This window comes from Microbacterium sp. NPDC090281 (assembly GCF_044769635.1).
Taxonomy (GTDB): Bacteria; Actinomycetota; Actinomycetes; order Actinomycetales; family Microbacteriaceae; genus Microbacterium.
Window position 1 is genome coordinate 2857297 of record NZ_JBIVYH010000001.1, and the last position, 23865, is coordinate 2881161.

Consider the following 23865-nt stretch of genomic DNA (forward strand, 5'->3'; position numbering starts at 1 on the left):
TTCAGCCCTTCGTGATGTCGGAGATGTCGTGGAGGTATCCGATCCGTCCGTCATCATGTCGCACGACGAACGCACCCCCTCGGTCTTCGATCACGAGCGCCCAGGCATTCGGGCCGATGCGGAAGAGCGGTTCGCCGCGTTCATCATGGACGTCGCGCTCTGACGGCGCGAGAATCCAGAACGGCTGGGCGGCCGGAGCTGCCTCTCGCGGGTTCGTCGCGTCGAGGTCAGCATCTGCGAGTCGCTCCTCGAGGAGGGGGTCGGCATCATCCGCGACACCACCGGTCTCATAGGTCGCCGCGGTTTCCAGCAGCGACTCGATGCTTCCGGTATCCGAGACGATCTCCGGCTCCTGTCCACGGGAGCGCCGCGAGTAGGTGGGCACGTACTCCTCGTCGGATACGCCTTGCTCGGTGCCGATTCCTCCGCCCGAGGCGTGTGCTGTGAGCGGCACCTGCTCGGCCAGGTCGAAACGTGCGATCTCGTCGGTCGCCTGTCGGTTCGAGTCATCGATGTCGAGGTGTGCGACGGGAGGAATCACGGAAGCGTCCACGATGACGTCCGTCGGTCCTTCGACGCTCGATGCGGGTTCTTCGACGACAGGTGCAGCGGCGGGCTCCGGACGCGGCCGGGCGATGACGGGGCGCACGGGATTGGCGTTGCGGTGGGCGAGAGTCACGAGACGACCGTGGAAGTCATCCTTCAGCCCGGGAATGATCGGGGCGAACACCGTGAGAGCGACGAGGGCCAGCGACGTGACGACCATCGCGACCCCGTTCCACGGGAGGCTCCAGTGTCCGGTGGAGATCAAGGCTGAGATCGCGAGCCACAGGCTCCCGGCCCAGACGACGGCGGACACGGAGAACGCGACCGAGGCGAACTGGTCGATGCCCAATGAGCCGACTCTCCTGATGCCATCGGGCGAGAAACGGCGCAGGATCAGGAGGAACACCGCGACAGTCGGCAACGCCACCGGAAGGACCCACTGGATGCCCACGCCCCACAGCGAGAGGTCGCCGATCAGCGGGAAGAAGGAGAAGACGAACGACAGCACCCAGACGCCGACGATGAGCAGCTCACGCAGCGTGAATCCGAGGATGCCGAACTCAGGGGTTACCTCTTCGTCGTAGAGGACGCCGTCCTCGTCGCTGAAAACCGTGTCTTCCGGCTCCGCTTCAGGAAGATCCGTGCTCATGGGGTAGGTCCTTTCGTCACAGTGCTCGACGCGGGATCGTCGTTCTGCCGACGGCTCACGATCCTACCCGCTCACCCCAGACAGGTGGGTCCGAGCAGTGACTTGAGGTCACCGAACAAGTCGGCGGAGACCTTGACCGGCATCGGCACCTCGAAGACCTTCGCTGTTCCGCCGCGGTGCACGCGAAGCAGCACCTCGGTGTCGCCGTTGTGTCGGCGCAGTACCTCGGCGAGCTCCATCATCACCCGCTCGGTCGCACGCTGCTCCGCGAGCACCAGCGCCAACGGACCGGCGGCGTCGAAGGATCCGACGTCGGGAGAGAACGCCGACTGGGCATGAAGGTTGAGCCCGTCATCACGTCGGGACACGCGGCCACGTACTGCGAGGATCGCATCCTGCTGCAGTGTGTGTTGGAACTCGGTATAGGTCTTGCCCATGAACATCACGGTGACCTCACCGTTGAAGTCCTCGACAGTGATCATGCCGTAGGGATTGCCGCTGGCCTTGGCGACGCGGTGCTGCACGCTGGTCACGAGACCGGCCACCGTCACCTGGTCGCCATCTTGCATGTCTTCGGAGTTGTTCAAGTCATGGATCGAGATCGATGCATGCTTCGCGAGCGGGACCTCGAGCCCCGCGAGCGGGTGGTCCGACACGTAGAGGCCGAGCATCTCTCGCTCGAACGCGAGCTTGTCCTTCTTGATCCACTCAGGACGGGCGGGAACCTTGGCGGGTGCCGCTTCTTCCATGCCCTCGTAGAGGCTGTCGAAGTCGAACCCGATGGCGCCTTGGGCCTCGTTGCGCTTGCGATCGACGGCCGCCTCGACCGCGTCTTCATGCACCTCCATGAGCGCCCGACGCGAATCTCCCATCGAGTCGAACGCTCCGGCTTTGATCAGCGACTCGACGGTGCGCTTGTTCGACACGTGCAGCGGCACCTTGTCGAGGAAGTGATGGAACGAGGTGAAGCGCTCGTCCTTGCGGGACTGGACGATCCCCTCGACCACGTTGCTGCCGACGTTGCGCACGGCCCCGAGACCGAAGCGGATGTCGTCGCCTACTGCGGCGAAGAAGTTGATCGATTCGGACACGTCGGGCGGCAGCACCTTGATGCCCATGCGGCGGCACTCGTTCAGATACAGCGCCATCTTGTCTTTGGAGTCGCCCACGCTGGTGAGCAGCGCCGCCATGTACTCGGCGGGGTAATGCGCTTTGAGGTAGGCCGTCCAATACGAGACCACCCCGTACGCGGCCGAGTGCGCCTTGTTGAAGGCATAGTCGGAGAACGGCAGCAGGATCTCCCAGAGCGCGTTGACAGCGCCGTCGGAGTATCCGTTCGCGTGCATGCCGCTCTGGAAACCCGCGAACTGCTTGTCCAGCTCGGACTTCTTCTTCTTACCCATCGCTCGACGAAGGATGTCGGCTTGTCCGAGCGAGAACCCGGCAACGCGCTGGGCGATGGCCATGACCTGCTCCTGATAGATGATCAGACCGTACGACTCCTCGAGGATGTCGGCGAGCGACTCTGTGAACTCGGGGTGGATCGGGGTGATCGGCTGCAGGCCGTTCTTTCGGAGCGCGTAGTTCGTGTGCGAGTTCGCGCCCATGGGGCCAGGACGGTACAGCGCGATGAGGGCCGAGATGTCACCGAAGTTGTCGGGCTTCATGAGGCGCATGAGGGAGCGCATCGGCCCGCCGTCGAGCTGGAACACCCCGAGCGACTCACCACGGCCGAGGAGATCGTAGGCGCCGCGGTCGTCGAGTTCGAGGTGCTCGAGGTCGAGTTCTTCACCCCGGTTCATCCGGATGTTGTCGAGCGCGTCGGAGATGATCGTGAGGTTTCGGAGCCCCAGGAAGTCCATCTTGATCAGACCGAGCGACTCGCACGACGGGTAGTCGAACTGCGTGACGATCTGGCCGTCCTGCTCGCGCTTCATGATCGGGATGATGTCGAGCAGCGGATCGGAAGACATGATCACACCGGCGGCGTGCACACCCCATTGGCGCTTCAGTCCCTCGAGACCGAGAGCGCGGTCGAAGACCGTCTTCGCCTCGGGATCGGTGTCGATCAGGGCACGGAACTCGCTCGCCTCTTTGTAGCGAGGATGGGCCGAGTCGAACATGCCGTCGAGGGGCATGTCCTTGCCCATCACGGGCGGCGGCATCGCCTTGGTGAGCCGCTCCCCCATGCTGAACGGGAACCCGAGCACACGGCCGGCGTCCTTCAGCGCCTGCTTGGACTTGATGGTGCCGTAGGTGACGATCTGGGCGACGCGCTCCGAGCCGTACTTCTCCGTGACGTAGTCGATGACCTCGCCGCGGCGACGATCATCGAAGTCGACGTCGAAGTCGGGCATCGAGACACGATCGGGGTTGAGGAACCGCTCGAAGATCAGGCCGTGCTCGAGCGGGTCGAGATCGGTGATCTTCATCGCATACGCGACCATGGAACCGGCACCGGAGCCACGGCCAGGACCGACGCGGATGCCGTTGTCCTTGGCCCAGTTGATGAAGTCCGCGACGACGAGGAAGTAGCCGGGGAAGCCCATCTGCAGGATGATCCCGGTCTCGTACTCGGCCTGCTTGCGCACCTTGTCGGGGATGCCGCCGGGATACCGGTAGTGGAGGCCCGTCTCGACCTCTTTGATGAGCCAGCTGTCTTCGGTCTCGCCGTCGGGCACGGGGAACCGCGGCATGTAGTTCGCCGCAGTGTTGAACTCGACTTCGCAACGCTCTGCGATCAGCAGCGTGTTGTCACATGCCTCGGGGTGGTCGCGGAACAGCTGCCGCATCTCGGCGGCCGTCTTGATGTAGTAGCCGTCGCCGTCGAACTTGAACCGGTTGGGGTCGTCCATCGTCGACCCGGACTGCACGCACAGCAGTGCCTCGTGGGCATCGGCCTCGTGCTGGTGGGTGTAGTGCGAGTCGTTGGTGGCGACGAGCGGGATGTTCAGATCCTTCGCGAGGCGGAGGAGGTCTGTCATCACCCGTCGCTCGATCGAGAGACCGTGGTCCATGATCTCGGCGAAGTAGTTCTCCTTGCCGAAGATGTCCTGGAACTCCGCTGCGGCCGCTCGCGCGGCATCGTACTGACCCAGCCGGAGCCGTGTCTGCACTTCGCCCGACGGGCACCCCGTCGTGGCGATGATCCCCTTACCGTAGGTCTGGAGCAGCTCGCGGTCCATGCGGGGCTTGAAGTAGTAGCCTTCAAGGCTCGACCGGGAACTGATCCGGAAGAGGTTGTGCATGCCTTCGGTGCTCTGGCTCCACATGGTCATGTGCGTGTACGCACCGGAACCGGAGACGTCGTCGCTCTTCTGATCGGGCGAACCCCACTGCACACGCGTCTTGTCGCTGCGGTGTGTGCCGGGCGTCATGTACGCCTCGAGGCCGATGATCGGCTTGACGCCCGCAGCATTGGCGGCTTTGTAGAACTCGAAGGCAGCGAAAGTGTTGCCATGATCGGTCACAGCGATGGCCGGCATGCCGTAGTCGGCCGCCGCCTGTGTCATCGCGCTGATCTTCGCAGCACCGTCGAGCATCGAGTACTCGCTGTGCACATGCAGGTGGACGAAGGAGTCGGATGCCATGCCTTCGAGTCTACGGCGGAGCCCCGACACCGGAGGTCGGCGTCGGGGCCCTGTCGCCGGGAGGTGATGGCGCTACGGAGCGGAGTCGACGATGGAGACGGAGAACGTCATCCGGATGTCAGGCACGCTCTGAGGGACCATCTCCCGTGGTCCCGCATCGACGCGATCCGAACGCAACGAGTACTCGGTGGCCCACCCCGTCGCGGTGTCGACGGAGATCGTGTCGGTCCGGTGGTCCATGTGCTCATACACCATCCGGTACGTGACCACCCCGTCGGCCTTCGAGGTCCCGACCCCGGCGAGGTCGAGTGCCTTCAGTACGGACTGGCGGAGATCCGCGGGCGCGAGATTCGATCGCAGCACGTTGATGAGGGTGTCGACCGCAGCCTCACTCGCTTGCTCAGGGGTCTGCTCGTAGCCACGCATGTACGTGCGCGCGAAATCGAGAAGCGCCTGCGGGTCCCGCGGGAACGCGGCGGCCCACTCCACCGAGCCGAGCAGCGGAGAGACGCCGACTTCGATCCCTCCGAAGCTGCGCCACTCGTGCGCTCCCGACGTGGGCGGCAGGAGGCTATCCCATGCAGCCACGCCATCCGGACCCGGATTCTCCGGGAAGTAGGCGACGCGTTCCTGGGAACCGTACCGACCGGACCACTCGGTCGTCCGATCAGCTGGCGCATACACCTCGCTCACCTCGCGAACCGTTAGCGCCGAGACCGGCTGCACCCCGCTCAACCCGGACTCGCCCCAGGCCGTGTAGATAGACCGGTCGTCCCGGTAGGTGAGAGACTCCGTCGTGTTCACGATTCGGAGATACTGCCCCGCCTGCGGGGTCGTGCCCGGGAACGGTTCTGTGACAGTGGTCCCCGAGGTGGGAGTGGGCTGCGGTGTCGGCGACGTCTGCGGCGTCGGTCGGACGCTCTCCCGCGGGATCGCCTCGATGCTCGGGGTCGGCGCCGTCGGCTGACTGACCACCACGACACCGGCCGTCACCGCAGCCACTCCGGCCACGGCCCCGGCGATCATGAACATCGGACGCCGGGCGATCCGTTTCCGCTCCACACTCCGCCCCTCGTCGATCCCGGTGAGAAGCCGCGCTCTCGCCGCGGTGATCCGCTCCTCTGGCAGGCCAGCCCCCCGGTTGACCTCACGCACTCGTTCGAAAACGTCCATCGACCTCTCCTTCCTTCTCGTTCAAGACTCGATTCCGGCTGTTCGCACGGCCCGGGTTCAACCGGGTCCGCACGCGGTTGATGCGCGATCGGACTGTCCCTACCGGAACGCTGAGAGCGATGGCGATCTCCTCATAGGTGAGGTCGCCCCATGCGTACAGCAGCAACGTCTCGCGATCCTTCGCCGAGAGCGACGCGATCAACGGCGCAAGCTCCCGCGTGGAGATCTCGGCATCGAGGCGGGCTATCGTCATGTCCAGATCGCCGTGGGAGATGTGCTCTTCCCTCGCCGCTGATGCTGCACTCGATCGCAGGTGCTTGGCCTCGCGCGCCCGATGCTTCTTGATCAGACGGGACGCGATCCCGTACAACCAGGGAAGCGCCGAGTCCCAGGCCGTGTCGAACGACTTCCGCCGTGCGAACGCGACCAGGAACGTCTCACTGAGGATGTCCTCGCCCGCATCGGCACCGAGACGGCGGGCGGCGTAGCCGCCCACAGTCCTGGCATGCCGATCGAACAGTTCGGCGAAGGCTCGGGGTTGCCCGAGCGAGCGCTGAATGATCTCGCTGTCTGTGCTCACACTATGTATTGCCCCAGAACGCGAGGACGGTTCGAAACTGGTCACGGCAGCGTGTCGACCACGCTCATCTCGAAGGCCATCCGAGAGTCGGGGACGCCACTCGGGATCGGTCCCTCGCCGACGGAGGTGGTGTCCGTGGTCTCCGTCACGATTCCCGTCGTCATGTCGATCGTCAACGTGAACCGGCGAAGCGATGTCTCCGCACTCGCAGAGGAGCCCAGATGCGAGCCGAAGGTGACGGTGCGTTCCCCGTCTTGTTCGGCTCCCCCCGTCGAGCCCGACAGCAGACTGAGCGCCTGATACATCGCAGCACGCATCTCCGGGTCACGTGGCAACGATTCAAAGAACCACAGGACGTCTTCGGCACCACCCTCGGGAAGCCGTGGTGCATCCGACGGGAAAAGCGCTACCGCTGGCCCATACGCCTGCATCGCCTCATCCTGTCGCGCATGCCCCTGCGCTTGGTCGCCGTACACTCCACCCGCGACCGGAGCCCCCCACTCCTGATACCACTGGGAGCGAAGATCGGCAGGAGCGTAGTCGGCGCCCGCTCCTGTGATCACCCATCCGCCCATTGTGTCCGTCGCCCACGCTCGCCGCAGATATTGGCCGGGGGCGAGCACAGGCGGAGTGAACCCCGCTGTCGCGTTCGCCTCTCCGAGACGCACCTCCGGCCCCGTCATCGGTGTGGCAATCGGTGACGGCATCGTGCTCGGCACGAGCATCGACCCCTGCACGCGCGTCGTGCACGTGCAGGGGGACGAAGGAGTCGGATGCCATACCTTCGAGTCTACGGCGGAGCCCCGACACCGGAGGTCGGCGCCGGGGCCCTGGAAGTAGCCTGCAGGCCTACATTCGCGAGTTCGCCGCTGACACCGAGTAGGCCATCCGGATGTCCGGCACACTGTTCGGCACGAGATGGTCGGAGGTGGCGTCCGGTTGCGTCCACCGCGCGGCGTACTCGAGAATCTGCCACTCGAAGGTCTCGCTGTTCGTGATCACACTGAAGATCGCTCCAGAAACGGAAACCGGTTCATGCCGGTCATGGCAGCGCGTCGACGATGCTCACCTCGTAGCTCGTGCGAGTGTCGGGGACATCGCTCGGGAAGATCCCCAGCCCGACATCACTGGTCTCCGTGGTCTCCATGACGTGCCCTGTCGCCATCTCAACCGTCACCGTGTACCTCGTCTGGGAGGTCCCACCGCCCTCGGGCGTTGCGAGCTGTGAGTCGAACGTGATCGTACGCTGCCCGCCCTGCTCCGGCCCGACCATCGATCCGGGCAGAAGGCTGAGTGCACGATACATGGCGGCCCGCATCTCGGGGTCGCCCACGTTGAAGGACAGCAGCCCGATGAGCATCCAGCCGACTTTGCCGTCCTCCCAGCCCTCGCGGTCAGATCCCTGATAGTCCCGGATCCACGCGACCATCGCGTGCGGATCGCGCGGCATGGTGTCGAAGTACCAGAGCATGTTCTCGGCAGCGCTCTCAGGGAGCCACGGTACTTCGGGGGACAACGGCTGACCCTGTCCGGAAGTCTGCAGGAACTCGTCCGAGTACGTCCGTGCCAGGTCCTCGTCGCCGAAGATCCTCGTCACCTGGTACGGCCCTGTCTCCCGGTACCACTGAGAGCGGAGATCCGCAGGGCTGTAATCGGCCCCGCTGCTTTCGAGGACCCAACCGCTCGTCGCCGTCGCCCGCGTTCCGAAGTCTCCAGGAGAGAAGCCCTGTTCGGCGAGCGTCCGGTCGAACGTCACCAGGAACTCCTGTGTCCAGCCATGCCGCAGGTATTGCCCTGGCCCCAGCGGAGGCGGAGCAAACCTGGCAGCCGCGTTTGCAGCGCCCTGTAGCACTTCCGGTGCCGTAGCCGGGGTGGGCGTCGGGGTCGGAGTAGGAGCAGAGGTCGGCACGACCGTCGGACGCGGCTCCATCGGGGGTACCGCCACCACGCTCGGTGCCGGTGCGGTGACACTGCTCACGACGAGCACGCCCGCAGTGACGGCGGCCGCCGCACCGAGCGCCCCTGCGGCGATGAACCCGATGCGCCGAGCCGCTCGCCGCCGTGCCGGACGCCGCTCTTCGCGAATCTCGGTCATGAGGAGTGCACGCGCAGCGACGAGGCTCTCGTCCGCGGCGTCGATCTCGGGCCTGAGCTGCTCTACCTTCTCAAATGCGTCCAAGAGACTCTCCCTTCTGCTGTTGCTTCTCGAATGCCTGGATCCGGCGAGCGGAATCCAACCGCTTGCGGACGCGGCTCAAACGCGAGCGCACCGTGCCCACGGGCACCCCGAGGGCCACCGCGACTTCCTCGTAGCTCAGCCCCTCCCAGGCATAGAGCAAGAGGGTCTCCCGGTCCTTCGGTGCGAGCGCCGCGATCCGCCCCCTGAGCGCCTCGACATCGCGCTCCGCGTCGACGCGAGCCATGGCATCCTCGAGCCCGCCGAGGGATGAATGGTCTTGCCGAGAGATGGATTCCGCGAACGACCGCCACTGCTTCGCTTCCTCCGCACGGTGTCTCCGGATCAAGCGGGACGCGATGCCGAAGAGCCATGGCGACGCCGATTCGGCGTCCGTGTCGAAGTCGGCGCGTCGGCGGAACGCGACGAGGAACGTCTCGCTGAGTACATCTTCCGCCGAGTGCCGGCCGACCCGATACGTAGCGAACGCATTGATCGCGCGCGCATGTCTATCGAAGAGCTCGGCGAAGATCGCCGGCTGCTGGAGAGATCGGTGGATGATCTCGCTGTCTGTGGTCACGCTATGTATTGGCCGTGCGCCGCCGAACGGTTCACGCTTTCTTCGTCGACTTCTGCGATGCCCCCAGATCGAGCCGCATCAACACCCGAGGGAACCCATCCAGGACAGACCCGGTGTCTGCCGCCTTCACGAACCCCGCGCTCTCGAACAACGACCGCGTTCCGACGTACGCCATCGTCAGATTGACCTTCTCACCGCCGTTGTCGACCGGGTACCCCTCCACGGCCGGAGCCCCCCGTTCTTTCGCATAAGCCACTGCTCCGTCGATCAGCGCATGAGAGATGCCCTGCTTGCGATAGCCCGGTCGCACGCGAAAGCACCACAGCGACCACACGTCGAGCTCGTCGACCTGCGGAATCAGCCGGTTGCGGGCGAAGCTCGTGTCGTTGCGCGGATGCACCGCCGCCCACCCGACCGGCTCGCCGTCGAGATACGCGATCACGCCGGGTGGCGGATCTTCATGGCACAGCTCGCGCACGCGATCAGCACGGGCTGAGCCCGCCAGCGCCACATTCTCCTTGTTGCCGATCCGATAGCTCAGACAGAAACACACGTTCGACGTCGGCTTCTTCGGTCCGACGAGCGTCGCGACGTCGTCGAATTCGGTCGCAGGGCGAACCTCGATGGTCATGCGCTCAGTGTCGCGCACAACACCGACACCCGGTCGGCGAAACACGGATCAGTCGCCGCGCAACACGTCCAATGCGTGACGGAAGTCTTCGGGATACGGAGACTCGAACTGCATCCAGTCTCCCGTCGCCGGGTGGGCGAACGCCAGCTTGTGCGCGTGCAGCCACTGGCGGGAGAGCCCGAGCCGGGCCGACATCGTCGGATCAGCGCCGTAGAGCGGATCGCCGACGCACGGATGCCGGTGCGCAGCCATGTGCACACGGATCTGGTGCGTACGGCCGGTCTCGAGGTGGATCTCCAGCAGTGACGCGCCAGGAAACGCCTCGAGGGTCTCGTAGTGCGTTACCGAAGGCTTCCCGTCCGGAACCACCGCGAATTTCCAGGAGTGGTTCGGATGACGCCCGATCGGCGCCTCGATCGTCCCCGCAAGTGGGTCGGGATGCCCCTGAACCACCGCGTGATAGATCTTCTCGACGGTGCGATCCTTGAACGCCTGCTTCAGGACCGTGTACGCGTGTTCGGACTTGGCGACGACCATGAGCCCGCTGGTACCCACGTCGAGCCGGTGCACGACTCCCTGGCGCTCCGGGGCACCACTGGTCGCGACGCGGAAGCCCGCTGCCGCGAGGGCACCGACCACCGTCGGTCCCTCCCAACCGATCGAGGGGTGCGCGGCGACACCGGTCGGCTTGTCGACCACGACGATGTCGTCGTCGTCGTACACGATGCCGAGCTCGGGCACCGCGATCGGGATGATCTTCGGCGCCTCCTTGGGCTGCCATTCGACGTCGAGCCAGCCACCGCCGCGCAGGCGGTCGGATTTGTCGAGTGTCACGCCGTCGAGTCGCACTCCCCCGGCGGCAGCGACATCAGCGGCGAACGTGCGGGAGAACCCCATCAGTTTCGCCAGCGCCGCGTCGACGCGCGTGCCGTCCAAGCCGTCGGGAACCGGCAGCGATCGGGACTCCACGGTCAACGACCTTCCGATGCGGGAGTCGCATCCTCCGAAGGCGCGTCGTCGTCTTTCGAGCGGAAGCCAGCGGAATCATCGGCGTCCACTGCATCATCGTCGGCCTCAGTCGCTGAAACGGCCGCCACAGCTGCTGCTTCAGCTTCTTCTTCGGTCTCGACCACGGCGTGATCGCGCTCGCGTGTGCCGTCGAAGCGAAGGCCGAAGACAACCAGGAGTGCGACCGAGATCATCCCCGTCACGATGAAGATATCGGCCACGTTGAAGATCGCCGGCATCATCCATGGCATCGAGATCATGTCGACCACGTGACCAACCGGGAAACCGGGTTCGCGGAACAGGCGGTCGCTGAGATTGCCGAGCACCCCGCCGAGCAGACAGCCGAGGACGACCGCCCAGAGCCGCGACTTGATGCCGAAAGCCTTCCAGACGATCACACAGGCGACGATCGCGAGTGCGATCGTGAAGATCCAGGTGACCTCGGAGCCGAGGGAGAACGCGGCACCGGGGTTACGGACGTAGTACAGCTGAAGGAACTCACCCAGGACCGGAACCGGCTCCTGGTACGGGAGGTTCTCGACCGTGAGGTACTTCACAAACTGATCGGCGGCCAGCACGAGCGCTGCGAGAATCGCAACGATCGCACCGGCCGCCGACCGACGAAGGGAACGGCGTCCTGACAAGAGGGCGCCTTACAGACCGATCGCGGAAACGGGGGTGGAATCCGTGGACGTCGACTTCTCGTCGAGTTCACGGAGCTGGCCCTCGATGTAGCCGCGCAGCTGCGAGCGGTAGTCGCGCTCGAAATTGCGGAGCTCGGTGATCCGGGCCTCGAGCGTGTTGCGCTCGCGCTCCAGACGTGCGGACTCTTCGCGCTGCTTGGCCTCGGCCTCGGTGCGGATACGAGCGACCTCGGTCTCGGCCTCGGCGATGAGCGCGTTGCGCTTGGCCTCACCTTCGGCGACGTGCTCGTCGTGCAGACGCTGTGCGAGCTCGATGATGCCGGCGGTTGCGGTCGCGGAACCGGTCGGAGCGGGCTCCGCAGGAACCTCGGCGACGGGGGCGGGAACCGGAGCCTCGACGGCGGCGGGAGCGGCGGCTTCAGGAGCAGCACCGGACTCGTACGCGGCCAGCTTGGCCTTCAGCTCGACGTTCTCCTCGAGAGCCTTGCGCCACTCGATGACGATCTCGTCGAGGAAGTCGTCCACCTCGTCCGGGTCGAAGCCGTCCTTGAAGCGGACGTGCTGGAACTGCTTGGTGACGACGTCATCCGGGGTAAGTGCCATGGGTGGCTCCTCTTTCGATGAGTTCGATTGCCAGTATCGATGTATGGCGTGGTCGTGATGTGGCGCGAACCCGGGGCGCGCACCTGGGTGCCAGCATAGTCCCCGCGCATTGGCGTCGCGATGTCGCGACACCCAGAGTCAGCGAAGTCGTTGCCGTGTTCACAGGAGACACGCCGGGATTTCAGCGGATGAAAAGCCCCACGACGTTCATCAGGATCAGAACGATCAACAGAGTGAGCGTGAACCCGAAGTCGAGGGAGAGGGAGCCGATCCGCAGCGGCGGGATGATCCGTCGGAAGAAGCGGATGGGCGGATCGGTGAGCGTGTAGACGGCCTCAGCGGCGACCAGGCCGAATCCCTTCGGACGCCACTCCCGATTGAACATCGGAATGTAATCCAGGATCAGGCGCGCGAAAAGCACGAAAACGTACAGCAGCAGCACCAGATGGACGATGCTCGCGGCGACAGAGACCAGCTGCACGGGCTACGACTGGTCGAAGCCCGCAGACTCAGCGTCTGCGTGTGCGATGCCCCCGTGACCCGAGACGGCGATGTTCTCCGGCGAGAGCAGGAACACCTTCGATGTTACTCGCTCGATCCGGCCGTAGAGGCCGAGAGAGAGTCCACTCGCGAAGTCGATGAGCCGACGCGCGTCGGCATCGCTCATCTGGGAGAGGTTGATGATGACCGGGATGCCCTCGCGGAAGCTCTCCGCGATCAGCTGCGCATCACGGTACTGCTTCGGGTGGACGGTGAGAATCTCGTTCACGGCTCCTGCAGACGGCTGGCGGACGGCGACGGGGCGTCGCAACGGCGTGACGGGGGCCGGTGCCGGCTCCTCACGATCACGGTCGCGATCACGTTCACGGTGAGCGCGGGCAGGCGCCTGCGTCTCCTCCTCGTAGACCTCTTCTTCGTCGGCGAGGCCGAGATACACCATGGTCTTCTTCAGCGGGTTACCCATCGTGTCCTCCGGTTCGAACGTTCGGGCTGGTCTTTTCACAGGTTAACCCCGGTCGGGCCGGGGCCCGGTGATTGCGGAGCCGATCCGAAGGTGTGTCGCGCCGGCAGCGATCGCCTCGACGAAGTCTCCGGTCATCCCGGCAGAGATCCAGGACGCGGAAGGCTCGACGGCGAGGATGCTGTCGGCGACCTCGCGCAGACGGGCGAAAGCAGCGGCGGGTTCCTCATCGAGCGGCGCGACGGCCATGACCCCGCGGAGTCGCAGCGACGGCAGGGTGAGGACGTGCTCCGCGAGGGCGACAGCCTCTGCGGGCACGACTCCCCCACGACCCGCATCATCGGTGAGGTTGATCTGCACGAGCACGTCGAGCAGATCGTCGCCGTCAGCCACCCGGTGCAGAGCATCGGCGAATCGTCCGCGATCGACCGAGTGCACGACGTCCGCGCTTCTCCGGATCGCTGCCGCCTTGTTGGTCTGCCCCTGACCGATGAAATGCCAGCGCAGGTCGAGGTCGGTGAGCTCTGATTCCTTCGCGGACAGCTCCTGCTGACGGTTCTCCCCGACATCCTGCACGCCGAGACCGTGCAGGTCGCGCACGAGCGACGCCGGGTGGAACTTGGTCACCACGATCCGGGTGATCTCCCCCGGATCCCGCCGCGCTGCCCGCGCGCCATCGGCGATGCGTTCATCGATCGCCGACAGCCGCGCGGCCAGAGCCGAAGGCACCTGGGCGTCGACCCGGAGGGTCACTTCAGGAATTCGGGGATGTCGATGTCATCGTCGACGAAAGCCGGCTCGATGCTGGTGGCAGGAACACGCTGCTGCACGGGCTCGGGCTGTACCTTCTCGCTCGCCGTCTCCGCTTCATCCGCGAGAGCGACCTCGGGGAGGGACGCGGTGGAGGGGCGCGTGACGACCATCGGGTCCAGGCGCAGGGAGGGTCCTCCGCCGTCGAAGCCGGCCGCGATAACGGTCACCCGCACCTCGTCGCCCAGCGTGTCGTCGATGACGGTACCGAAGATGATGTTCGCCTCGGGGTGTGCCGCTTCCTTCACGAGATCAGCGGCATCGTGGATCTCGAAGATGCCGAGGTTCGAGCCACCCTGGATCGACAGCAGCACGCCGTGCGCACCTTCGATGCTCGCTTCGAGGAGCGGAGACTCCACTGCCAGCTCTGCCGCCTTGATCGCACGGTCGGCTCCGCGCGCGGAGCCGATGCCCATGAGCGCGGAACCCGCGCCCTGCATGACCGACTTGACGTCGGCGAAGTCGAGGTTGATGAGACCGGGCGTCGTGATGAGGTCGGTGATGCCCTGCACACCGGCGAGGAGTACCTGGTCAGCGGTTGCGAACGCCTCGATCATCGAGATACCGCGGTCGCTGATCTCGAGCAGTCGGTCGTTCGGCACCACGATGAGGGTGTCGACTTCTTCCTTGAGCTTGGAGACGCCCGCCTCCGCCTGACTCTGGCGACGACGACCCTCGAACGAGAACGGCTTGGTGACGACACCGATGGTGAGGGCGCCGATCGACTTCGCGATCCGCGCGACCACGGGAGCGCCTCCGGTGCCGGTTCCGCCGCCTTCACCTGCGGTCACGAAGACCATGTCGGCGCCGGTCAGGGCCTGCTCGATCTCCTCGGCGTGGTCCTCCGCAGCGCGACGGCCCACCTCCGGATCCGCTCCGGCCCCGAGTCCACGCGTGAGCTCACGGCCCACATCGAGCTTCACATCGGCGTCGCTCATGAGCAGTGCCTGCGCGTCGGTGTTCACGGCGATGAACTCGACTCCACGGAGACCGAGATCGATCATGCGATTCACGGCGTTGACGCCGCCACCGCCGACGCCGACGACCTTGATCACGGCGAGGTAGTTCTGGTTCTGGCTCATGGCCGGCCTCCGATTATTCGAGCCTTGAAGTGGGCGAACCTTAAACCTCAAGTAGAGGTGTAAAGTATTTCCCGGTATTGCGTTCTCTTTGATCGAAGGTAAGCGCCGCCCGGCCGCGCACGCGCGAAGACACGGGCGTGTCGCGCCATTCCCCCGCGAAAGCTGTCAGCCGGCGACGGCCACGTCGGGAGACGTGACGTCGATGGTCTCGGCACCCGGGTTCGCGATCATCGTCGCGGAGAGGGCAGCGGCCTTGAGGACGGATTCCTCGGCACTGCCCCAGACGACCGTGAGCCCGCTGCTGAGGGTGAGCGTCACATCATCCGCCGTGGTCGCGCGCACCCCGGTGAGCCCGGCTCGGACATCGGCCGGCAGCGACCGCACCACGAGACCCGCGCTGCGGAACGCCTCCGAGTCCACGCCACCTTCGACGTCTATCACCGGCTGCCCGGCTGGCTGATCGGAGGTGGTGGAGAGAGCGACGCCCGCAGCATCCACCAGCGTGTAGCCCGCATCCGAACGGATGACACCGACAGGGGTGCGCTCCACGATGCGTACCTTCAGATCGTGCGGCGGTCGAGCTTCGAGCGCATAGGTCTCGATGAGGGGGAAGGCCAGCAGCGCAGCTTTCACCCGGCTGGAGTCCACGAGAGCCAGCGGAGTGCCGAGCTGATCGCTGAGGGCACCCTCGATCGCGGCGGGGTCGAGGCTCGTCGCACCGGCGACGGTGATCTTCTGGACCGCGAACAGAGGACTGTACGCCGCGGCGATGCTGCCCCCGATGAGCAGGAGGGCAGCGCCGATGCTGCTCAACCAGATGATCCGCCGACGGCGGGATCGCTGCGTGAACCGGCGGATCTCCGCACGAAGCGCCTTCCGTCTGGCGCGGGCTGCTCGCCAGACATCCCTGGTCGATGTCGGCTGCGGGTCATCCGCTGAATGGTCCCCCGGTGACTCTCCCGGCGTCTGGTCGTCAGGCGATGAGGCATCTTCCGCGGCTCCGGCATCGCGTCTGCGCTGGCGGGACTTCCCCGCCGGGGCGGCTTCCTTCTCCCCCGGGCGCTCCGGGGTGATCGGAGGCGGTGCGGGCCGGCGCATCGGCTATGCCTCGTCGGTCCGACGCAGCGAATCCAGGACCTGCGGGATGATCTGGTAGACGTTGCCGCATCCGAGGGTGACGACAAAGTCACCGTCACGTGCGACGGTCGCGGTGTAATCCGCGGCCGACTGCCAGTCCGCGACATAGTGCACGTGCGATGGGTCGCGGAACGCGCCGCTCACGAGCTCTCCGGTGACGCCGGGCACAGGATCTTCGCGAGCTCCGTACACATCGAGCATCACGGTGTGATCCGCGAACTCCTCGAGGACGTCGGCGAACTCCTGGTACATGTGCTGCGTGCGGGAGTAGGTGTGAGGCTGCTGGATCGCGATGATCCGCCCCGAGCCTGCGATGCTGCGCATGGCCTCCAGAGCTGCCCGCACCTCCGTGGGGTGGTGGGAGTAATCGTCGTACACCGTGACACCGCGCTCGACGCCGTGCTGTTCCAGACGGCGTACGGTGCCTGCGAAGCCCTCGACGGCGCGAACGGCATCGGCGAGGGGGTAGCCGAGCGCCCGCAGCACCGTGACTGCCCCTGCCGCGTTGATGGCGTTGTGCACCCCGGGAACGGCGAGCTGCATCCGTGCCTGCTCGTCGCCGTGCGTCAGCGTCGCAGCGACCGGACCTGCGGCGAGGATGTCGGTGACCCGCACATCGGCTCCCTCAGCCTGACCGAAGGTCAGCACGTTCGGGTGCGAGAGACCGGCGCCGACACGCAGCGCCCCCGCGTCGTCGCTGGAGATCACCACGGCCTCTGTCGCGGCGTCCGCGAACTGCACGAACGCCTGGTGGAAGGCTTCATCCGATCCGTAGTGATCGAGGTGGTCGGGGTCGACGTTCGTGATCAGCGCGACCGCAGTGTCGTACAGCAGGAAGGTTCCATCGGATTCGTCGGCCTCGATGACGAACAGATCGCCTGAACCCGTCGCGCTCGAGGTGCCGAGCTGCTCGATCACTCCACCGTTGACGAAGTGTGGATCAGCGCCGAGTTCGCGCAACGCGGTGACGATCATGCCCGTCGAAGTGGTCTTTCCGTGCGCGCCTGCGACCGAGACCAGTCGACGGGAGCCGATCAGCCAGTGCAGCGCCTGAGAACGGTGGATCACATGGAGCCCCCGGTCCTTCGCGGTCACGAACTCGGGATTCTCCGGCCAGATCGCTCCGGTGTGCACGACCGTGTCTGCATCGCCGAGGTAGGCCGCATCGTGGCCGACATGGACTGTCGCCCCCGCTGCGGCCAGCGCACGCAGGTTGTCGCTGTCGGCGCGGTCGCTGCCGGAGACGCGGATACCTGCGTCGAGGAACATCTTCGCGAGACCACTCATACCGGAACCGCCGACGCCGATGAAGTGCGCAGAGGTGATCGTCTCGGGAATGGGGAGGGAGAGGTCGGGTCTGATCATGTCCGCTTCAGTCTACTTTTCTTCCGTCTCGTCGACTGCGTCAGGCGGCGACGAGTGCGCGGTCGATGAGGGTGATGACGTTCTCGGTGCCACTGCGGGTTCCGGCGGTCTCGGCTGCTGCGGCCATCCGTGCGATGCGTGCGCGGTCGCCCAGCAGGGGGGCCACGATGCGGCGCACAGCGTCGCCGTCGAAGGTGGCGTCGTCGAGGAGCTCGGCCGCTCCCGCAGCGACTGCCGATGCGGCGTTCAGCCGCTGCTCGCCGTTTCCCACCGAGTACGGCACATAGAGCGCAGGGATCCCGAGGGCGCTGATCTCGCTCACGGTCGCCGCCCCCGAGCGGGACACGATCAGATCGGCCAGGGCGAAGGCCAGATCCATGCGGTCGACATAGCGATGCAGCGAATAGCCGGCGACACCGGGGTCGGCGAGGTCGCTGCGTTCGCCCGTCACGTGCAGAAGCTGCCATCCGGCGTCCAGGACGTCCCGCCAGGCATCGGCGAAGGCGTCGTTGAGACGCTGCGCACCGAGGGAGCCGCCGAAGACGAGCAAGACCGGGCGGTCGGCGTCGAGGCCGAAGTACTCGGCCGCCTCCGCACGCGACGCCGCGCGGTCGAGAGCGATCACTTCCTGTCGCAATGGCATGCCGACCACCTCGCCGCCGCGAAGCGGGGTGCCCTCGAAGGCGACGCCCACTGCGGCTGCACGGCGTGCACCGAGAACATTCGCCAGTCCCGGCTTGGCGTTGGCCTCGTGTACCACGAACGGAACACCCTCACGCCGGGCGGCCACGTAGGCCGGCGCGGAGGCGTATCCCCCGAAGCCGACGACCACGTCGATGCCGTGCCGACGGATGTGCTCGCGTACCTGGGCGATAGCACGACGGAATCGCCCGGGGAAGGACATCGCCTGTCTGTTCGGACGCCGAGGGAACGGCACCTTGTCGACGATCAGGAGTTCGTAGCCGCGCGCGGGGACCAGACGGGACTCCAGTCCCTCGGCCGTCCCGAGCACGAGCACGGAAGCGTCGGCATCACGCGCGCGGAGGCCATCCGCGACGGCGAGCAGGGGGTTCACATGGCCGGCGGTGCCACCGCCGGCGAGGAGATACGAGGTCACTTGGCGACCCTACCTCGCTCGGCTGGCTGCTTCTCGACCACAGGAATCGTGCGCGCGAATGCGAGGAGCACGCCGCACGCTATGAGCACGGCGAGCAGCGCGGTGCCGCCCTGGGACATGAACGGAAGCGGGACGCCCATCACGGGGAAGAGACCGATGACGACGCCGACGTTCATCACGGCCTGACCGACGATCCACACGGTGATGCCGCCGGCCGCGACCCGGATGAAGGGATCCGGCGTCTTGCGGATGATGTGGAACGCGCCGATCGTGAAGAACGTGAACAGGGCGAGCACCACGATGCACCCGATCAGGCCGAGCTCCTCACCGACGATCGCGAAGATGAAGTCGTTGCCTGCCGCGGGGAGCCAGCCGTACTTCTCCTGCGAGTTGCCGAGTCCGAGCCCGAAGATGCCACCGGTGGCCATCCCCCAGATCCCGTGGATCGACTGGTAGCAGTCGGTGTAGTACAGCGCCATGTTGTCGCAGGTCGCCGTGATGCGCCGCATCCGGTCCTCGCTCGAGAGTGCGTAGGCGAGCACCGCGACGACACCGAGGATCAGCGGGATGATGAACAGGCGGAGCTTGACCCCGGAGAAGAAGAGGCAGCCGAGAAGGATGAGCACCAGCACCATCGCGGTGCCGAGGTCTTTTCCGGCGAGCACGGTGCCGATCGCGAGCGCACCGACCGGGATCACGGGGATGAACACGTGATGCCAGGTGCCGAGCATCGTGCGCTTGCGCAACAGGACCGCAGCGATCCAGAGCGCGAGCGCGAGCTTGAGGAACTCGGAGGGCTGCAGGGTGAAGCCCGCGATCTTCACCCAGTTCCGGTTTCCGCCGTCTTCGATCCCCAACGGCGTGAACACGAGCATCTGCAGGGCGACGGCGCCGAACAGCGCCGGCCACGCCATCTTCTTGAGGAAGTCGACGGGCAGACGGCTGATCAGGAACATCAGCGGGATGCCGAGCAGCGCGAACACACCCTGGCGGAGTACGCCGTCCATGGGGTTCACCCCCTTGGCGACGGCGGTCGCGCTGGTGGCGGAGAGCACCATCACGAGGCCGAAGAGGGTGAGCAGCAGTGCGGTAGACGCGATGAGCAGGAACTCGGTCGACACCGGGGTGAACCGGCGTCCCAGTGAGACCCTGGCCGCGAGGCCGCCCGACTCAGAGCGCGGAGGGCGGGATACCTGTGTCATCGGCGCTCCCCCGGTCGATCCACTCCCGCACCGCCTCGGCGAAGCGATGGCCGCGATCCGCGTAGCTGGAGAACTGGTCGAAGGATGCCGCCGCCGGAGCCAGCAGAACTGTGCCCCCGTCGTCGACGATCCCCGCGGCGATCTCCACGACACGGTTCATGACCTGTCCAGTCTCGCCAGCATCCACCTCGAACACCGGCACCCCGGGCGCGTGTCGCTGGAATGCCGTGACGACAGTGGCGCGCTCGACGCCGATCACGACGGCCGCGCGCGCGGTGGTACCGACGTCCGCGACGAGGTCTGCGATGTCGACGCCCTTCAGGTCGCCTCCGACGACCCACACGGCGCCGGGATACGCCCGCAGCGAAGACGCGGCAGCATGCGGGTTCGTCGCCTTGGAGTCGTCTACCCAGGTGATGCCCCGATGCCGCGCGATGACCTGTATGCGATGTTCACCGAGGCGGAACGACTGCAGCGCCGCATGGATCGCTTCCGGCTCGACACCGAGAGAGCGCGCCAGGGCGCTGGCGGCGAGGATGTTCTGCACGATGTGGGGAGCGGCGAGTCCTGCGGCATCGAGGTCGGCGACGGTCGTCAGTTCGAGGGCGCTGCGCGCACGGTCGTCGAGGAAGGCCCGATCGACGATCAGCCCCTCCACCACGCCGATGTCGCTGGGGCCGGGGATGCCGAGATCGAAGCCGATCGCACGGGCGCCCTCGACGACCTCCGCCTCCTCGACCATCCGCCGGGTGGCCTCGTCGGCCTTGTTGTAGACGCACGCGATGCGGGTGTTCCGATACACCACTGCCTTCGCGTCACGATAGGCCTCGGCGCTTCCGTGCCAGACGAGGTGGTCGTCCGCGAGGTTGAGGCACACGGAGGCGTAGGGGAAGAGCTCTCCCTCGGGTCGGGACTGTCCGAGGTACCAGAGCTGATGGCTCGAGAGCTCGACGACGAGGACGTCGAAGCCCGCGGGATCGCGCACGGCATCGAGAACCGGTACCCCGATGTTGCCGCACGGTGCTGCACGCAACCCGCCCTCGACGAGCAGCGTCGCCGTCAGCTGGGTCGTCGTGGTCTTCCCGTTGGTGCCGGTGATGAGCACCCAGTCAGCCGGCGTCCCGTCGGTGCGGACGACCTTGTCACGAACGCGCCAGGCGAGTTCGACGTCGCCCCAGATCGCGACACCTGAGTCCTGCGCCCAGCGGATGAGCGGATGCGACGGCGGGAACCCCGGAGAGGCGATAACCACCTCGGGGGCGAAGTCGATGAGAGCGGTCGGCGCCTCGGTGAGCGAGCCCAGCTCCAGCCGGGCACCGATCACAGGGAGGAGTCGCTCGTACTCCTCCTTGGCCGATTCGCTGAGCACCAAGACGTCGGCGCCGAGCTCAGCCAGGGTGTCAGCCACCGAGAAACCCGTCATGGAGAGACCGAGCACGGCGACGCGCAGGCCGCTCCAATCGGCGTTCCAGCTCGTGAGTCCGGCGAGTCGATCAGTCGACACGGGTGAGCCATTCGACATAGAAGAGCCCGACGGCCGAGACCGCGAGCAGGCCCGCGATGATCCACATCCGCACGACGATCGTCACCTCGGACCATCCGCGCATCTCGAGGTGATGGTGGAACGGGCTCATCAGGAACAGCCGCTTGCCGCGGGTGATCTTGAAGTAGGCGCGCTGCAGGATGACCGAGCCGGAGGACAGGACGAAGACGCCGGCCATCACGAGAAGCAGGAGCTCGGTGCGGGTGAGGATCGCCATCGCCGTGATGACACCGCCGATCGCCATCGAACCGACGTCGCCCATGAAGACCTTGGCCTTCGGCGCGTTCCACCACAGGAAGCCGATGAGGGCGGCCGCGACCGAGGCGGCGATGATGGCGAGGTTGAACGGATCCCGCACTTCGTAGCACCCGCCGAGTGCGTCGGGATCCCCGCCGATGCAGGGCTGCTTGAACTGCCAGAACGCGATCACGCTGTAAGCACCGACGACGATGACACCGGCGCCGGCGGCGAGGCCGTCGAGCCCATCGGTCAGATTCACGCTGTTCGAGGTCGCGACGCCGATGATCGAGATCCACACCAGGTACAGGATCCAGCCGAGGACGACGCCGAACGCGAAGAGGTTGAGCCAGGTGATGTCCCGGAAGAGCGAGATGGAAGCGCTCGCGGGTGTCTGCCCCCACTTGTTCGGAGAGTTCAGCGCCACGATCCCGAACGGGATGATGACCAGCAGCTGGCCGATCACCTTGCGCCAACCGGACAGCCCGAGGCTGCGCTGACTGCGCACCTTCATGTAGTCGTCGATGAATCCGACGGCACCGAAGCCGACCATCAGCCAGATCACCAGGAGGGCGGAGAGAGCAGGCACCTCGCCGCTCACGAACACTCCGGTGAAGTATCCGACGATGGAGCCGAGGATGAAGATGACGCCCCCCATCGTGGGGGTGCCCCGCTTCGCCTCATGGCTCGGGTTGTGCACGGATTCCGGGGTGCGGATGACCTGCCCCCAGCCCCACTTCCGGAAGAGCCGGAGGAAGACGGGAGTCAGGAACAGAGTGAAGGCGAGCGAGATCGCCGCCGACATGATGAGTGACCTCACGAGAACAATTCTCCCAGACGATCGCCGAGATGCCGCAGGCCCACGGAATTGGATGACTTCACGAGCACACGGTCGCCGTCGCGGAGTTCGGTGCGAAGATACTCGAACGCCGCATCCTGGTCAGGCAGATGCACGGCCTCACTGTCCCAGGAGCCCTCGCCGACCGCCGCGAGATAGAGCCGCCTCGCCTCGGGGCCGACCACGACGATTCGCTGGATGTTGAGACGCACGGCGAGCAGCCCGATCCGATCGTGCTCCTCCCCCGCACTCTCCCCGAGTTCGCTCATGGCGCCGAGGACCGCGACCGTGCGCTCCGTCGGTCCCGTGATCTGTGCGAGCGTACGCAGAGCAGCAGCCATCGAATCCGGGCTGGCGTTGTAGGCGTCGTTGATGATTCGCACGCGATCGCTGCCCAAGGGCTGCATGCGCCACCGCTCGGCGATCTCGACCGTTTCCAGGCGCGCGACCGCGTCGGCGAGAGCGACACCGAGCACGAGCGCCGCGGCGATCGCAGCCAGCGCGTTGGACACGTGGTGCGCACCGAGCACGCGCAGTCGCAGGGGCAGCCGTTGTCCGGCCGCTTCGATGATGCACGACGTGCCGGAGGCCGATACCTCGATGTCGTGCGCACGAACGTCGGCCGTGGGGCCCTGGCCGAAGCCGACCGTGCTCAGTCCGCGAGAGTCCGCGATTTCGCGCATGGCGGCGACCCTGGGGTCATCGACGTTGAGCACTGCGGTTCCGGGCACCCGGGCTGCGTCGACGAGTTCGGCCTTCGCTTTCGCCGTCGCCTCGATCCCGCCGAATCCCCCGGCGTGCGCCATGCCGACCATCAGCACGACGGCGAGATCCGGCTCGACGAGGCCTGCGAGGTGAGCGATGCTCCCCGGCGCCGCGGCTCCGAACTCGCTCACGAGGAATCGGGTGCTCTCGGTGACGCGCAGCATGGTGACAGGAGCGCCGACCTCGTTGTTGAACGACTTCACGGGGGCGACGGTCTCGCCTTCTCCCTCGAGGATGCGCGCGAGGAAGTTCTTGGTGGTGGTCTTGCCGTTCGATCCGGTGATGCCGACGATGCGGAGCGCGCCACCGGCACGGACGCGTGCGACGACCTCTCTGGCGAGTGCTCCGAGAGCTGCGACCGCGTCGGGCACGACGATCTGGGTGACGGCGACGTCGACCGGATGCTCGACGATCGCCAGCACGGCTCCCGCGGCAACGGCCGAGCCGACGAACCTGTGCCCGTCGGTCTCGGCTCCGGGCTTGGCCACGAAGATCGAGCCGGGACCCATCGTTCGCGAGTCGGTGTCGACGAGACCGTCGACAACGGTTTCGGTCGTATCTTCTCCGGCCACGCGCAGATCACCGCCGACTGCGGCAGTGATCTCAGCGAGCGTCAGGGCGATCATGT

Annotated in this window: 23 protein-coding genes; all 23 read right to left on the bottom strand. The window is 66.2% G+C overall.

The features are described 5' to 3' along the window. Nucleotide 1 precedes the first annotated feature (1 nt). Nucleotides 2-1195: a hypothetical protein gene (locus ACIQTX_RS13750; protein ID WP_402972791.1), complete on the bottom strand. Its 1194-nt coding sequence runs from the start codon at nucleotides 1193-1195 to the stop codon at nucleotides 2-4. Nucleotides 1196-1266: 71 nt separating this feature from the next. Beyond that, nucleotides 1267-4785 (bottom strand): DNA polymerase III subunit alpha, encoded by a 3519-nt coding sequence (gene dnaE, locus ACIQTX_RS13755; RefSeq protein ID WP_028501528.1) that lies wholly within the window; start codon nucleotides 4783-4785, stop codon nucleotides 1267-1269. Between the two features lie 72 nt (nucleotides 4786-4857). Next, nucleotides 4858-5958, bottom strand: a complete 1101-nt coding sequence (locus tag ACIQTX_RS13760) for a hypothetical protein (RefSeq protein WP_402972793.1) — start codon at nucleotides 5956-5958, stop codon at nucleotides 4858-4860. After that, nucleotides 5933-6538 carry an RNA polymerase sigma factor gene (locus tag ACIQTX_RS13765; protein WP_402972795.1) on the bottom strand — a complete coding sequence of 202 codons (606 nt, stop codon included), beginning with the start codon at nucleotides 6536-6538 and terminating at the stop codon, nucleotides 5933-5935. The genes ACIQTX_RS13760 and ACIQTX_RS13765 overlap by 26 nt, the downstream gene beginning before the upstream one ends. A 41-nt stretch (nucleotides 6539-6579) precedes the next feature. Continuing rightward, nucleotides 6580-6855 (bottom strand): hypothetical protein, encoded by a 276-nt coding sequence (locus ACIQTX_RS13770; RefSeq protein ID WP_402972797.1) that lies wholly within the window; start codon nucleotides 6853-6855, stop codon nucleotides 6580-6582. 532 nt (nucleotides 6856-7387) lie between these two features. Continuing rightward, complete coding sequence (locus ACIQTX_RS13775; RefSeq protein ID WP_402972799.1) at nucleotides 7388-7540, bottom strand: hypothetical protein; 153 nt, start codon at nucleotides 7538-7540, stop codon at nucleotides 7388-7390. A gap of 40 nt (nucleotides 7541-7580) precedes the next feature. Beyond that, complete coding sequence (locus ACIQTX_RS13780; RefSeq protein ID WP_402972801.1) at nucleotides 7581-8717, bottom strand: hypothetical protein; 1137 nt, start codon at nucleotides 8715-8717, stop codon at nucleotides 7581-7583. Then, entirely contained in the window at nucleotides 8704-9294 is a 591-nt protein-coding gene (locus ACIQTX_RS13785) for an RNA polymerase sigma factor (protein WP_402972803.1), read from the bottom strand. Before ACIQTX_RS13785 ends, ACIQTX_RS13780 begins: the two co-directional genes overlap by 14 nt. Nucleotides 9295-9325: 31 nt before the next feature. After that, nucleotides 9326-9925: a GNAT family N-acetyltransferase gene (locus ACIQTX_RS13790; RefSeq protein ID WP_402972805.1), complete on the bottom strand. Its 600-nt coding sequence runs from the start codon at nucleotides 9923-9925 to the stop codon at nucleotides 9326-9328. 48 nt (nucleotides 9926-9973) lie between these two features. Then, nucleotides 9974-10894 carry an RluA family pseudouridine synthase gene (locus ACIQTX_RS13795; protein WP_028501525.1) on the bottom strand — a complete coding sequence of 307 codons (921 nt, stop codon included), beginning with the start codon at nucleotides 10892-10894 and terminating at the stop codon, nucleotides 9974-9976. Between the two features lie 2 nt (nucleotides 10895-10896). Continuing rightward, nucleotides 10897-11577 carry a signal peptidase II gene (gene lspA / locus ACIQTX_RS13800; RefSeq protein WP_402972808.1) on the bottom strand — a complete coding sequence of 227 codons (681 nt, stop codon included), beginning with the start codon at nucleotides 11575-11577 and terminating at the stop codon, nucleotides 10897-10899. A gap of 9 nt (nucleotides 11578-11586) precedes the next feature. Beyond that, nucleotides 11587-12180, bottom strand: coding sequence for a DivIVA domain-containing protein (locus tag ACIQTX_RS13805; protein ID WP_028501524.1), 594 nt, complete (start codon nucleotides 12178-12180; stop codon nucleotides 11587-11589). A gap of 181 nt (nucleotides 12181-12361) precedes the next feature. Beyond that, on the bottom strand, nucleotides 12362-12661 hold the full coding sequence (locus ACIQTX_RS13810) for a YggT family protein (RefSeq protein ID WP_402972810.1): 300 nt from the start codon (nucleotides 12659-12661) through the stop codon (nucleotides 12362-12364). Nucleotides 12662-12664: 3 nt separating this feature from the next. Continuing rightward, a complete protein-coding gene (locus ACIQTX_RS13815; protein WP_028501522.1) occupies nucleotides 12665-13144 on the bottom strand; it encodes a cell division protein SepF in 480 nt (159 codons plus the stop codon). A 42-nt stretch (nucleotides 13145-13186) separates the two neighbouring features. Then, the gene (locus tag ACIQTX_RS13820) at nucleotides 13187-13894 is read right to left on the bottom strand and encodes a YggS family pyridoxal phosphate-dependent enzyme (protein WP_402972812.1); all 708 of its coding nucleotides are present in this window, start codon (nucleotides 13892-13894) and stop codon (nucleotides 13187-13189) included. Next, nucleotides 13891-15033, bottom strand: coding sequence for a cell division protein FtsZ (gene ftsZ, locus ACIQTX_RS13825; protein WP_028501520.1), 1143 nt, complete (start codon nucleotides 15031-15033; stop codon nucleotides 13891-13893). Before ftsZ ends, ACIQTX_RS13820 begins: the two co-directional genes overlap by 4 nt. Nucleotides 15034-15198: 165 nt before the next feature. Continuing rightward, nucleotides 15199-16131, bottom strand: a complete 933-nt coding sequence (locus ACIQTX_RS13830; RefSeq protein WP_402972815.1) for an FtsQ-type POTRA domain-containing protein — start codon at nucleotides 16129-16131, stop codon at nucleotides 15199-15201. A 3-nt stretch (nucleotides 16132-16134) separates the two neighbouring features. Next, nucleotides 16135-17535: a UDP-N-acetylmuramate--L-alanine ligase gene (murC, locus tag ACIQTX_RS13835; protein ID WP_402972817.1), complete on the bottom strand. Its 1401-nt coding sequence runs from the start codon at nucleotides 17533-17535 to the stop codon at nucleotides 16135-16137. Nucleotides 17536-17575: 40 nt separating this feature from the next. Then, the gene (locus ACIQTX_RS13840) at nucleotides 17576-18652 is read right to left on the bottom strand and encodes a UDP-N-acetylglucosamine--N-acetylmuramyl-(pentapeptide) pyrophosphoryl-undecaprenol N-acetylglucosamine transferase (RefSeq protein ID WP_402972819.1); all 1077 of its coding nucleotides are present in this window, start codon (nucleotides 18650-18652) and stop codon (nucleotides 17576-17578) included. Continuing rightward, nucleotides 18649-19854: a putative lipid II flippase FtsW gene (gene ftsW, locus ACIQTX_RS13845; protein WP_105525716.1), complete on the bottom strand. Its 1206-nt coding sequence runs from the start codon at nucleotides 19852-19854 to the stop codon at nucleotides 18649-18651. The genes ACIQTX_RS13840 and ftsW overlap by 4 nt, the downstream gene beginning before the upstream one ends. After that, nucleotides 19823-21376 carry a UDP-N-acetylmuramoyl-L-alanine--D-glutamate ligase gene (gene murD / locus ACIQTX_RS13850; RefSeq protein ID WP_402972821.1) on the bottom strand — a complete coding sequence of 518 codons (1554 nt, stop codon included), beginning with the start codon at nucleotides 21374-21376 and terminating at the stop codon, nucleotides 19823-19825. Before murD ends, ftsW begins: the two co-directional genes overlap by 32 nt. Next, nucleotides 21348-22454 (bottom strand): phospho-N-acetylmuramoyl-pentapeptide-transferase, encoded by a 1107-nt coding sequence (gene mraY / locus ACIQTX_RS13855; RefSeq protein ID WP_105525714.1) that lies wholly within the window; start codon nucleotides 22452-22454, stop codon nucleotides 21348-21350. Before mraY ends, murD begins: the two co-directional genes overlap by 29 nt. Then, nucleotides 22451-23863, bottom strand: coding sequence for a UDP-N-acetylmuramoyl-tripeptide--D-alanyl-D-alanine ligase (gene murF / locus ACIQTX_RS13860; protein WP_402972824.1), 1413 nt, complete (start codon nucleotides 23861-23863; stop codon nucleotides 22451-22453). The genes mraY and murF overlap by 4 nt, the downstream gene beginning before the upstream one ends. Nucleotides 23864-23865: the final 2 nt, after the last annotated feature.

Coding starts and splice junctions, on each gene's coding strand:
- ACIQTX_RS13750 (WP_402972791.1), bottom strand. CDS start 1,195: ATGAGCACGGATCTTCCTGAAGCGGAGCCGGAAGACACGGTTTTCAGC.
- dnaE (WP_028501528.1), bottom strand. CDS start 4,785: ATGGCATCCGACTCCTTCGTCCACCTGCATGTGCACAGCGAGTACTCG.
- ACIQTX_RS13760 (WP_402972793.1), bottom strand. CDS start 5,958: ATGGACGTTTTCGAACGAGTGCGTGAGGTCAACCGGGGGGCTGGCCTG.
- ACIQTX_RS13770 (WP_402972797.1), bottom strand. CDS start 6,855: ATGCGTGCTGCGATGTATCAGGCGCTCAGTCTGCTGTCGGGCTCGACG.
- ACIQTX_RS13790 (WP_402972805.1), bottom strand. CDS start 9,925: ATGACCATCGAGGTTCGCCCTGCGACCGAATTCGACGACGTCGCGACG.
- ACIQTX_RS13805 (WP_028501524.1), bottom strand. CDS start 12,180: ATGGCACTTACCCCGGATGACGTCGTCACCAAGCAGTTCCAGCACGTC.
- ACIQTX_RS13815 (WP_028501522.1), bottom strand. CDS start 13,144: ATGGGTAACCCGCTGAAGAAGACCATGGTGTATCTCGGCCTCGCCGAC.
- ftsZ (WP_028501520.1), bottom strand. CDS start 15,033: ATGAGCCAGAACCAGAACTACCTCGCCGTGATCAAGGTCGTCGGCGTC.
- ACIQTX_RS13830 (WP_402972815.1), bottom strand. CDS start 16,131: ATGCGCCGGCCCGCACCGCCTCCGATCACCCCGGAGCGCCCGGGGGAG.
- murC (WP_402972817.1), bottom strand. CDS start 17,535: ATGATCAGACCCGACCTCTCCCTCCCCATTCCCGAGACGATCACCTCT.
- ftsW (WP_105525716.1), bottom strand. CDS start 19,854: ATGACACAGGTATCCCGCCCTCCGCGCTCTGAGTCGGGCGGCCTCGCG.
- murD (WP_402972821.1), bottom strand. CDS start 21,376: ATGTCGAATGGCTCACCCGTGTCGACTGATCGACTCGCCGGACTCACG.
- murF (WP_402972824.1), bottom strand. CDS start 23,863: ATGATCGCCCTGACGCTCGCTGAGATCACTGCCGCAGTCGGCGGTGAT.